Source organism: Nonomuraea diastatica (assembly GCF_004349015.1).
Classification (GTDB): domain Bacteria; phylum Actinomycetota; class Actinomycetes; order Streptosporangiales; family Streptosporangiaceae; genus Nonomuraea; species Nonomuraea diastatica.
The window spans coordinates 42,500-53,234 of sequence record NZ_SMKP01000057.1 but is presented as its reverse complement, the minus strand read 5'-3'; the positions used below and the strand labels follow the sequence as shown (position 1 = coordinate 53,234).

The window sequence follows — 10,735 nt, the reverse complement described above, 5'->3', positions numbered from 1 at the left end:
GCCGCGCAACGACTGCTCGTCCAGCGACCCCTCGCCCGTGATCACCAGCCGCGCTGGCGTTCCTGCACGCGGAGCTGCGGCCCGGCATCGACTACCTGCTCGGCCTGCTCGGGTTCGGCGCGCTGGCCGGGAACGCGCGGCTGGTGATCACGGGCGAGGGGTCGCTGGACGAGCAGTCGTTGCGCGGCAAGGCGCCGATCGGCGTGGCCCAGGCCGCGGCCAGGGCGGGGGTCCCCGTTGTCGCCGTCTGCGGCCGCCGTACCCTCTCCGACGCCGAGCTGAAGGCGGCGGGCATCGAGGCCGCCTACGCCCTGACCGACCTGGAGCCCGACCAGGACCGCTGCATGGCCGAGGCGGGCCCGCTGCTCGAACGCCTCGCCGCCCGGCTCGCCGCCGACCATCTCCAGGGAGGCGCCGGATGACCGCGTTCGACCTCGTCGTACGATCCCGCAGGACCGTCACCCCCGAGGGCGAGCGGGCCGCCGCGGTGGCCGTGCGCGGGGAGAAGATCGTCGCCCTGTACGACCACGCGGCACCGCTCGATGCGGCCGAGGACATCGACCTGCGCGACCTGGCCCTGCTCCCCGGCCTGGTCGACACGCACGTGCACGTCAACGAGCCGGGACGCGCGCACTGGGAGGGGTTCGCCTCGGCGACCCGGGCGGCCGCCGCCGGAGGCGTCACCACGATCCTGGACATGCCGCTCAACTCGCTCCCGCCCACCGTGAACGTCGGGGCCTTCGAGGCCAAGCTGCGTGCCGCCGCCGGCCAGTGCCAGGTGGACGTCGGGTTCTGGGGCGGGGCCGTGCCGGGCAACGTCAAGGAGCTGGCGCCGCTGCGCGAGCGCGGTGTCCACGGCTTCAAGTGCTTCATGTCGCCGTCGGGCGTGGAGGAGTTCCCGCCGCTCAGCGGCTCCGAGGCGCGGCGGGCTCTGGAGGAGGTCGCCGGGCTCGGCGGGGTGATGGTGGTGCACGCCGAGGATCCGGCGCTGCTCGGCGAGCCGTCCGGCCCGACGTACCGGGAGTTCCTGGACTCGCGGCCGGACAAGGCGGAGCGCAGCGCCGTCGAGCAGGTCGTCCGGCTGGCCGGGGAGACCGGGGCCAGGGCGCACATCCTGCACGTCTCCAGCGCCGCCTGCCTGGACGTCCTGGAGGAGGCCCGGGCCCGCGGCGCGGCCGTCACGGCGGAGACCTGCCCGCACTACCTGACGCTGGCCGCCGAGCAGGTGCCCGAGGGGGAGACCGCGTACAAATGCTGCCCGCCCATCCGCTCGGAGGCCAACCGCGACCTGCTGTGGGACGGCCTGAGGAGGGGCGTGCTGAGCTGCGTCGTGTCCGACCACTCGCCGTCGCCCGCCGAGCTGAAGGCGCCCGACTTCGCCGCCGCCTGGGGCGGCATCGCCTCGCTCCAGCTCGGGCTGCGCGCGGTCTGGACGGAGGCGTCGCGCAGGGGGTTCGGGCTGGCGGACGTGGTCCGCTGGATGTCGGCCAATCCCGCCTCAATGGCGGAAATATCCGGAAAGGGAGGCATCAAGCCGGGCAATGATGCCGACCTGGTCGCCTTCGACCCGGTGCCCACCGGCCTGGTCGACGCCACCCTCCTGCACCACAGGAACCCCGTCACCCCCTACCACGGCCGCACCCTCAAGGGGGCCGTCCTGACCACCTGGCTGCGCGGCAGGCCGGTGGACGGAGAGCCCTGCGGACGGCTCCTGCTGGGAGAGCGGTAGATGTCACACTCCGACACCCCGCCCGGCCTGAACCCGACCAGCCTGCACCTGCCCGACCTCGCCCTGCGCACCCTCGGCGGCTCCGTGGTGGCGGCGAGCGACGAATCGTTCGCCGAGAAGGAGAGCCTGATCAGGCCGCGCCGGCCGGGCTTCCAGGCGGAGACCTTCGGCAACAAGGGGCAGGTGTACGACGGGTGGGAGACCCGGCGCAGGCGCGAGCCCGGCCACGACTGGGCCGTCGTCCGTCTGGGGGTCCCCGGCGTCATCCGCGCCGTGGTGATCGACACGGCCTGGTTCAAGGGCAACTACCCGCCGTACGCCTCCGTCGAGGCCGCCGCCGTCGACGGCCATCCGTCCCCGGACGACCTGCCGGCCGCCCCATGGACCGAGATCGTGCCGAAGGCCGGGCTGGAAGGCGACGCCGAACACCACTTCCAGGTCGCCGACGAGACCCGCTACACGCACGTCCGCCTGAACATCCACCCCGACGGGGGCGTCGCGCGCCTGCGCGTGCACGGCGAAGCCCGCCCCGACCTGTCCGTCTACGACGGCCTCGGCCTCGACCTGGCCGCCCTGGCGAACGGCGGCCTGGTCACCGCCTGCTCCAACGACTTCTACTCCGTCCCCAACAACGTCATCGCTCCCGGCCTGGCCCGCCACCAGGCGGAGGGCTGGGAGACCGCGCGCCGCCGGGACGAGGGCAACGACTGGCTGGTGATCCGGCTGGCCGGCCGTGGCGTCGTCAAGCTGGCCGAGATCGACACCACGAACCTGCTGTTCAACGCGCCCGGCGCGGTCGCGCTCACCGGGATCGACGGGGAGCGCGAGGTCGAGTTGTTGCCCAGGAGCAGACTCCAGCCCGACACCCCGCACCGCTTCAGGCTCCGCCACCCCGGCCCGGTCACCCACGTCAGGGTCGACATCTACCCGGACGGCGGTCTGGCGAGAGTCCGCCTCCACGGCCACCTGTCCTGACCGCTCCCGGCGCGCCGGGGCCGGTGGGACGCGGCGGACTCAGCGCACTCACTGCCAGAGGTAGACCGTGCTCCCCGACGGGCGTTCGCTGTTGGGCAGCGGCCGCTGGTATTTCACCACGCCGGCGTTGACCAGCCGCTGCACCCGTACCTGGAAGCCGAGCGCCTGTAACTCGTTCTTGGCGTCCCTGATCTCCTTGCCGAGCACCCCCGGCACCACGCTGAAATGCCGGTCGTCGCGGGCCTCGCCGTCGCGGCCGCCGAACCAGTCCCAGAAGTCCGTCTGGCACCGCGCCACCGTGATCATGACCTGGGCGCCCTTGTCGACCTCTGCCTTCGCCTTGGGCTCCTGGGCGATGACCGTGCACGGCTCGGCGTCGTCGTCGACCTCGTTGACCTGCACCTGGAAGCCCTGCCCGCTGAGATGGCCGGCGGCCTCGTCCTTCGGCATGCCGCCCACGTCGGGCATGACCAGCCCGGCGCTGACGAAGATGTCGACCTTGGTGCCCTCCTTCACCTTCTCGCCGACCTGCGGCGAGGTGCGGATCACCTTGTCGCGCTCGACTTCCTGGCTGGCCAGGCGCTTGACCGAGTCGACGGTCAGCCCCGCGTCGGCGAGGGCCACGCGGGCGTCGTTATCGGTCATGCCGGCCACGTTGGGCACGATGACGCGCTTGGGCCCGAGCGAGGGCACCAGCGTGATCGTGTCACCGTTGTCGAGCTCGGTCTCGGCCGCCGGCTCGGTACGCAGGACCAAGCCGGCGGCCACCTTCTCGTCGTGCCTGCCGTCGGCCTTGCGGACCACGAGGCCGAGCGCGGCGGCGTTCTTCTCGGCGATCGCCATGTCCTTCCCGACCAGGTCGGGGACGATGACGGGGTCGGACTGGGAGAAGTACCAGCCGGTCAGCCCCACCGCGACCGCCATCACGGCGGCCAGCGTCACCAGGAACCAGTTGGGCCGGAACGCGCGCCGTGGCGGCGCCTCCGCCCGCGGCTGGATCAGCGTGTGCCCAGGAGCGGCCTGCGGGTGGGACCGCGCGGCGGAGCCGGTGCCCTGCCGGTGGGTGTGCGGCGACACCGGGCCGCTCACGGGCCGGCCGGTCACCCGCGGCAACATACGGTGCGCGTCGACGGCCGCCACCAGCATCGCGGTGGCGTCGGCGGGGCGGTCGCCCGGCTCGCGGGCCGTCGCGTGCGCCACCAGCGTGTCGATCAGTGGCGGCACGTCGTGGACGAACGACGACGGCGCCGGCACGGTGTCGTGGACGTGCCGGTAGGCCACCGACATCGGCGTCTCGCCGTCATACGGTTGCTGCCCGGTCACCAGCTCGAACAGCATGATGCCGGCGGCGTAGACGTCGCTGCGCACGTCGGCGCCGCCCGTGGTGACCTGCTCGGGTGACATGTAGCCGATCGTGCCGATCATCACGCCGGTGCGGGTCTGGTTGGTCGCCTCGATGGCCCTGGCCAGGCCGAAGTCGACGACCTTGACCCGGCCGTCGTCGGTCATGAGGACGTTTTCCGGCTTCACGTCGCGGTGGACCAGGCCCGCCTGGTGGGCCGCGCCGAGCGCGGCCAGCACCGGGATCATGATCTCGAGCGCCTCGCGGGCCGGCAGCCGGCCGCGGTCGCGCAGGATGTCGCGCAACGTCCGGCCGGGCACGTATTCCATCGACAGGTAGACGACGTCGGTGTCGGTGCCCTGGTCGAAAACGTGCACTATGTTGGGGTGGGAGAGACTGGCCACCGACTTGGCCTCGCCGATGAACCTCCGTACGAACGCCGGGTCCTCGGCGAGTGAGCGGTGCATGACCTTCAGCGCGACCGTCCGGTCGAGCCGGATGTCCAGCGCGAGGTAGACGGTCGCCATACCGCCCCGGGCGATCCGGCTCTCGATGCGATAGCGCCCATCGAGGAGCCGCCCGACCAGGGGGTCCGCAGTCGTCGTGTCCACCCCGCTGAGTTTACGGGCGTTTTGCCACTGACAGGGCCCGGCCGCCCGAAACCGATGCGGAGACGTTCTCGTTCGTCCGTCCTTCGTCCGGGAGAAGCGGACATAGCCTCAACGGCGTCACCCCCTTACCGGTCGGCCGCGCGCCCGCGCCCCCGGGTTCCGGCGCCGCGAGCCACGTGAGCCAGGAGACGCAGAGGCGAACCATCCCTCCACCGCAGCGCTCCGGGCGTGTCGTCCCGCGGCCGGCCCGGCTCCCCGGCGGTGGCTCACGTGCGGCGGTCTCGGGCGATGGTGCTCCGGCGACCGCGGGCGCCGTCCGCGCGCGGTCGCCGTGGGTGAGGGCTTACGGGGTTGTCGGGGAGGAGGCTTCGGCGTAGCGGCGGCGGGGGATGCGCCCCGCCTGGCGGGCCAGGCGCCCGGCCGTCACGGCCTCCCTCATGGCCGTGGCCATGAGGTCGGGCCGCTGCGCCCGGGTGACCGCCGTGGCCAGCAGGACGGCGTCGCAGCCCAGCTCCATCGCCAGCGCGGCGTCGCTGGCCGTGCCGATGCCCGCGTCGAGGATGACCGGCACGGACGCGGCCTCCACGATCAGCTCGATGTTGTGCGGGTTGCGGATGCCCAGCCCGGAGCCTATCGGCGCGCCCAGCGGCATGACGGCCGCGCAGCCCGCCTGCTCCAGGCGCCGCGCCAGCGCCGGATCGTCGCCGATGTACGGCAGCACCACGAACCCGTCGGCCACCAGCCGCTCGGCCGCGTCGAACGTCTCGATCGGGTCGGGCAGCAGCGTGCGCTCGTCGGCGATGACCTCCAGCTTGACCCAGGGCGTGCCGAGCGCCTCCCTGGCCAGCCGCGCCGTCAGCACGGCCTCGCCCGCGGTGAAGCAGCCCGCGGTGTTGGGGAGCACCTTGATGTCCCGCCTGCGCAGCACGTCGAGGACGGAGCCGCGGGCGTCCGGGTCGAGCCGCCGCATGGCGACCGTGGTCATCTCGGTGCGGGACGCGGCCAGCGCCTGGTCGAGCACCTCGAGCGAGGGGGCACCGCCGGTGCCCATGATGAGCCGGGATGAGAACTTCTCCCCGGCGACGATCAGATCATCCACCTTGCACCGCCGTCAGAACCTCCACGCGGTCGCTGTCGCTGAGCGCCGTCGTCTCCCAGGCGCTGCGCGTGACCACCTCGTCGTTCACGGCCACGGCCACTCCGGTGGTGGCCGCGGTCAACGTGCTCACGGCCTGCGCCACGGTCGTGCCGTCGATCACCTCGTGCGCGGTCCCATTGATCATCACAATCATGAAATTTCCTGAAACCTTCCTGGCGAGCACAACGCCGCCAGCTCGTCCTCTTCGCCCAGCAGGATGGCCGTCGTCAACGGGGCCAGCAGCACGCCGCCCCGATGGTGCCCGGTGGCCAGCGTGAGCCCGGGCGTGCCGCTCGGGCCGATGACGGGCAGGTTGTCCGGCGTCCCGGGCCGCAGCCCGGCCACCACGTCGGCCACCTCCAGCTCGGTGACGCCCGGCACCAGCTCTCTGGCGTCACGCAGCAGCTCGTAGAGCCCGCCGGCCGTCACCCTGGTGTCGAACCCCATCTCCTCCTGGGTGGCGCCGACGACCAGCTCACCGTCGCCCCTGGGGACCAGGTAGACGGACGAGCCGTGCACGGTGCCGCGTACGCACCGGCCGAGCAGGGGCTGGGCGGAGCTCAACCGAATGATCTGCCCCTTGACCGGCCGCACCGGCACCCCGGCGAGCCCGGCGCTCCACGCCCCGGCCGCCAGGATCACCCGTTCGGCCCGCAGCCGCCGCGGCACGCCGCCATCGGCCAAGGCGGGGGCCGGGACGTCGGGTGGCGCGAGGCGTACCCCCGCGACCTTGCCGTCGTCACGCAGGAGCTCGCTCACGCGCGCCCGCACCAGCGGGACGCGCAGCCGGTCGAGGGCGGCGAGCAGCGCCGCCGTCACGCGGCGCGGATCGACCCAGGCGTCGCCGGGAGCCAGCAGGCCGCCGCGCACGGCGGGGGCCAGCATGGGCTCGAGGCGCCGGCACTCGCGCCCGGTCAGCCGCTCGACCGGCAGCTGCAGCTTCTCCATGAACGCGGCAAGCTCGTCCAGCGCCGCCAGGTCGTCGGCGCCGAACGCGACGTCGAGTGTCCCGTTCGTACGGAAATCGAGTGCGACCGCCCCGGGGAGCCCGGCGTCCTCGGCCAGCTCGGCGGCGAAGGACGGCCAGCGGCGCAGCGCGGCCATCCCCAGCCGCAGCAGCGGCGCCTCGGTGTAGGTCACCTCGCTGACCGGCGCCAGCATCCCCGCGGCCGCGTGGGAGGCACCCGAGGCGGGAGCCGGGTCGGCCACGGTGACCGGCCGGCCGGAGCGGGCCAGCCGCCAGGCGACCGACAGCCCGACGATCCCGCCGCCTACGATCACGTCCACATGCGCTCCCTTCGCCGGCATGACCCGGATCAGGTGTCTTGCGGTCGAAGGCCCGGTCAAGCCTTCCTCTCAGCCCGGTAACGGCCGGACTCCCGCGCGTCTTTCCCTCACCAGCCTACGGCCTCGGTGTCACGCCCGGACACGGCCCCCGTTATGGTCATCAGCGTGAACCACGTCGTCGTCGTCGGAGCAGGACTGGCCGGTCTGCGCACCGTGGAGGCGCTGCGCGCACGGGGCTTCACCGGCCGCGTCACCATGGTCGGCAGGGAACGCCATCACCCCTACGACCGCCCGCCCCTGTCCAAGGCCGTGTTGTCAGGAGAGGCCGACGACAGCTACGTCGGCGCCGACCTGGCCGCGCTCGGCGTCGAGTTCTGGCCCGGCGTCAGCGCCAAGTCGCTGCGCGCGGGGGTCGTGGGGACGACCGAGGGCGAGCTGGGCTACGACGGCCTGGTCATTGCCACCGGAGCCGACCCGATCAGGCTGCCCGGCGACGGCCCCCAGCACGTGCTGCGCACCCTCGACGACGCCCACGAGCTCAGGGCCATGCTCGTCCCCGGCGCCCGCGTCGCGATCATAGGAGCCGGCTGGATCGGCGCCGAGGTCGCCACCGCCGCACGCCGGGCGGGGTGCGCGGTGACGGTGATCGAGGCCGGCCCCGCGCCGCTCGCCACCGCCGTCGGCGCCGAGATCGGCGCGCGCACCGAGCACTGGTACACCGGCATCGACCTGCGGCTCGGCGCCATGGTCGACTCCGTGGACGAGGGTGGCGTGCGCCTGGTGGGCGGCGCGTTCGTCGACGCCCACGTGGTCGTCACCGGCATCGGCGTGCGCCCCGCCGTCGAGTGGCTCGCCGACGCCGACATCGACCTGCACAACGGCGTCGTCACCGACGAGCATTTGCGCGCCTCGCTGCCCGGCGTCGTCGCCGTCGGCGACTGCGCCGCCTGGTGGTCGCGCCGCTGGCGGACCCGGCTCCGCGTCGAACACTGGGACTCCGCGCTCAACGCACCCGAGGTCGCCGCCGCGACGCTGCTCGGCGAGGACGCCGTCTACGATCCCGTGCCCTACTTCTGGTCGGAGCAGTTCGGGCACATGGTGCAGTACGCCGGTCACCACCCCGCCGGCGAACGCCTCCTCTACCGCGGCGACGTCGAGGCGGGTCAGGAGGGAAAATGGTCGGCCGTCTGGCTCACCGCCGAGGACGCCCTCGCCGCGGTGCTCGCCGTCGATCGGCCGCGAGACCTCGTACAGGGCCGCAGAATCATCGCCTCAGGCCAACACCTCGATGCCAAACGCCTGGTAGATCCCGAAGTGTCCCTACGAGATTGTGTTGTTTGAGCAAGCGCGCCATGTGGTAGTTGTGGTTTCGTGACACTTTCTGTTGCACAGATCGACCGGGAGACCGAGCAGCTCGTGGACGAGTGGCTCACTCTCCCCGAAGTGGCCTCACGCCTCGACCTTCCGCTGGGGCGGGCCAAGCAACTCCTCAAGGACCACAAGCTGCTCGGCGTACGCAGGGGCAGCGGCGGGCCTCAGGTGCCCGCGGTGTTCCTCGACGGAAAAGACGTGATGAAGGGCCTGCCCGGCACCCTGACCGTGTTGCAGGACGCCGGCTACGACGACGTCGAGTCGCTGCGCTGGCTCTTCACCCCGGACGAGTCCCTGCCGGGGTCGCCCATCGAGGCGATCCGGGCCGGCCGTCACACAGAGGTCAAGCGGCGTGCCCAAGCCCTCGCTTTCTGAGGCCCGCCTCTATCTCTGCACCGACGGCCGCCGCGACCGCGGCGACCTGGCAGAGTTCCTCGACTCCGTGCTGGCCGGCGGCGTGGACATCATCCAGCTGCGGGAGAAGGGCTTGGAGGCCCGCGAAGAACTCGCGCTCCTCGAGATCTTCCGCGACGCCTGCGACCGGCACGGCAAACTCCTGGCCGTCAACGACCGGGCGGACATCGCCTACGCCGCCCGGCCCGACGTGCTCCACCTGGGGCAGGACGACCTTCCTGTGACGGTCGCGCGAGAGATACTCGGCGACGACATCGTCATCGGACGGTCCACCCACTCCGCTGCCGAGGCGTCCGCCGCGGCCGTGGAGCAGGGCGTCGACTACTTCTGCTGCGGCCCCATCTGGTCCACCCCGACCAAACCCGGCCGCCCGGCGCCCGGACCGCCGCTGCTCAGGCACGCGGCAGCGCTCGGCGCCTCGCGGCCGTGGTTCGGGATAGGCGGCATCGACCTCGCCAATCTCGACGAGGTCATGTCGTACGGTGCCGGCCGGGTGGTCGTCGTACGCGCGATCACCGACGCGGACGATCCGGGGGCGGCGGCGGCCGAGTTCGCCAAACGCCTGTCGGCCCCCTGACCGATCCGTCACGCCGTGCGGAGGCGCCCCCGTCCGGGCGCCTCCCACCGGCCGCGGACCTCGTACGGCGGGTTTGCGCGCGGCAGATCCCGGCGTGATCCGCCCGCGCCCCGCCCGGCACCCCTTGGGTGCGCGCCGCGTCAGGTCTTGCGGGACGTGGCGGCGATGGCGAGCTCGGTCAGGGCGGAGCGGGCCTCGGCCGTCACCGGCGACTTGTCGAGGGCGGACAGCGCCTCGCCCAAATAGTCGCCGATCAGGTCCTCGCACTCCCGCAACGCCCCGGTGCCGGCGATGATCTCCCGCAGCGTCGCCACCCCGGACTCGTCCAGGTCGGGGTCGCCGAGCAGCCGCCGGACGGTCTGCGCGTCCCCGGGGGACGCGGCCGCCAGCGTGCGGGCCACGAGCATCGTCCGCTTGCCCTCGCGCAGGTCGTCGCCCGCGGGCTTGCCCGTCTGCGCCGGGTCGCCGAACACGCCGAGGATGTCGTCCCTGAGCTGGAAGGCGATGCCCACGCGGGTGCCGTAGCCGGTGCACAGGTCGTCCATCCACGGCGCGCGCTTCTCGCCGGCGAGCACCAGCCCGAGCCTGAGCGGCTGCTCCACCGAGTATTTGCCGCTCTTGTACAGTGCCACCCGCAGCGCCGACTCGAACGTGTTCTCCCCGTTGGCCTGCTCCAGCAGGTCGAGGTACTGGCCGCACATCAGCTCGGTGCGCATGTGGTCGTGCACCGGCTGGGCCGCCTCCAGGGACGCGGGCGGGAGGCCGCTGGTGCGCCACATCTCTCCCGACCATATGAGCAGCAGGTTGCCGAGCAGGATCGCCGCCCCCTCGCCGAACTGCTGCGCCGACCCCTGCCAGCGGGACTGCTCGTGCATGGACTCGAAGCGGCGGTGCGCGGCCGGCATCCCCCTGCGCAGGTCGCTCTTGTCCATCACGTCGTCGTGGACGAGCGCGCTGGCCTGCAGCAGCTCCAGCGAGGCGGCGGCGGTGAAGATCTCGGGGACGTCGGTGCCGCCCGCGCCGCGCCAGCCCCAGTAGCAGAACGCCGGGCGCAGCCGCTTGCCTCCGGACAGCAACGCGTCGGCGGCCGCGCGCAACGGGGCGAAGGCGGCATCGCCCCCGGCCGGCAGCCTCCGTTCGACGAACTCTCCGAGGGAGCGCTCCACCTGCGGGCGCAGGACGTCCATGCGGGCGGCGTCAGTGGTCATGACACTGAGACTAATGGCCGGGCGCGGGCGTCCGGATCTCCAGGTGCCTCTCGGGCTGCCGGTCCCGCGGCGTCACTGTAGCC

The 10,735-nt window shown here is 72.8% G+C and carries 11 protein-coding genes and 1 riboswitch; of the genes, 6 read left to right on the top strand and 5 right to left on the bottom strand.

Annotated features, from left to right (window positions below; all coding sequences use genetic code 11):
• Positions 1-53: 53 nt before the first annotated feature.
• The 3 genes from E1294_RS21025 to alc are packed head-to-tail and all read left to right on the top strand — an operon-like array spanning position 54 to position 2,704.
• Positions 54-422 (top strand): glycerate kinase, encoded by a 369-nt coding sequence (locus E1294_RS21025; protein ID WP_342775067.1) that lies wholly within the window; start codon positions 54-56, stop codon positions 420-422.
• Positions 419-1,729 (top strand): allantoinase AllB, encoded by a 1,311-nt coding sequence (gene allB, locus E1294_RS21020; protein ID WP_132510625.1) that lies wholly within the window; start codon positions 419-421, stop codon positions 1,727-1,729. Before E1294_RS21025 ends, allB begins: the two co-directional genes overlap by 4 nt.
• Positions 1,730-2,704, top strand: coding sequence for an allantoicase (alc, locus tag E1294_RS21015; RefSeq protein ID WP_132510623.1), 975 nt, complete (start codon positions 1,730-1,732; stop codon positions 2,702-2,704). It begins immediately after the preceding gene.
• Positions 2,705-2,752: 48 nt separating this feature from the next.
• On the opposite strand, the gene pknB is transcribed toward alc, so the two are convergent.
• From pknB to thiO, 4 genes are all read right to left on the bottom strand, one after another.
• Complete coding sequence (pknB, locus tag E1294_RS21010; RefSeq protein WP_132510621.1) at positions 2,753-4,657, bottom strand: Stk1 family PASTA domain-containing Ser/Thr kinase; 1,905 nt, start codon at positions 4,655-4,657, stop codon at positions 2,753-2,755.
• A gap of 343 nt (positions 4,658-5,000) precedes the next feature.
• On the bottom strand, positions 5,001-5,756 hold the full coding sequence (locus E1294_RS21005) for a thiazole synthase (RefSeq protein ID WP_132510619.1): 756 nt from the start codon (positions 5,754-5,756) through the stop codon (positions 5,001-5,003).
• The gene (thiS, locus tag E1294_RS21000; protein ID WP_425465215.1) at positions 5,749-5,940 is read right to left on the bottom strand and encodes a sulfur carrier protein ThiS; all 192 of its coding nucleotides are present in this window, start codon (positions 5,938-5,940) and stop codon (positions 5,749-5,751) included. The genes E1294_RS21005 and thiS overlap by 8 nt, the downstream gene beginning before the upstream one ends.
• A gap of 5 nt (positions 5,941-5,945) precedes the next feature.
• A complete protein-coding gene (gene thiO, locus E1294_RS20995) occupies positions 5,946-7,082 on the bottom strand; it encodes a glycine oxidase ThiO (protein WP_132510615.1) in 1,137 nt (378 codons plus the stop codon).
• Positions 7,072-7,188, bottom strand: a riboswitch (TPP riboswitch). Its footprint overlaps the gene before it by 11 nt.
• 59 nt (positions 7,189-7,247) lie before the next feature.
• Here thiO and E1294_RS20990 point away from each other — a divergent pair.
• From E1294_RS20990 to thiE, 3 genes are read left to right on the top strand one after another with little or no spacing between them, the layout of a single operon-like run.
• Positions 7,248-8,423 carry an NAD(P)/FAD-dependent oxidoreductase gene (locus tag E1294_RS20990; protein ID WP_246083157.1) on the top strand — a complete coding sequence of 392 codons (1,176 nt, stop codon included), beginning with the start codon at positions 7,248-7,250 and terminating at the stop codon, positions 8,421-8,423.
• Positions 8,424-8,453: 30 nt separating this feature from the next.
• Positions 8,454-8,828 (top strand): Rv2175c family DNA-binding protein, encoded by a 375-nt coding sequence (locus E1294_RS20985; RefSeq protein ID WP_132510611.1) that lies wholly within the window; start codon positions 8,454-8,456, stop codon positions 8,826-8,828.
• On the top strand, positions 8,806-9,444 hold the full coding sequence (gene thiE, locus E1294_RS20980; RefSeq protein ID WP_132510609.1) for a thiamine phosphate synthase: 639 nt from the start codon (positions 8,806-8,808) through the stop codon (positions 9,442-9,444). Before E1294_RS20985 ends, thiE begins: the two co-directional genes overlap by 23 nt.
• 140 nt (positions 9,445-9,584) lie before the next feature.
• Here thiE and E1294_RS20975 read toward each other — a convergent pair whose 3' ends face one another.
• Entirely contained in the window at positions 9,585-10,652 is a 1,068-nt protein-coding gene (locus E1294_RS20975) for a polyprenyl synthetase family protein (RefSeq protein WP_165977398.1), read from the bottom strand.
• Positions 10,653-10,735: the final 83 nt, after the last annotated feature.

Excerpts from the sequence above, each read along its gene's own strand:
- thiS (WP_425465215.1), bottom strand. The coding sequence starts at position 5,940 with ATGATCAATGGGACCGCGCACGAGGTGATCGACGGCACGACCGTGGCG.
- E1294_RS20975 (WP_165977398.1), bottom strand. The coding sequence starts at position 10,652 with ATGACCACTGACGCCGCCCGCATGGACGTCCTGCGCCCGCAGGTGGAG.
- alc (WP_132510623.1), top strand. The coding sequence starts at position 1,730 with ATGTCACACTCCGACACCCCGCCCGGCCTGAACCCGACCAGCCTGCAC.
- allB (WP_132510625.1), top strand. The coding sequence starts at position 419 with ATGACCGCGTTCGACCTCGTCGTACGATCCCGCAGGACCGTCACCCCC.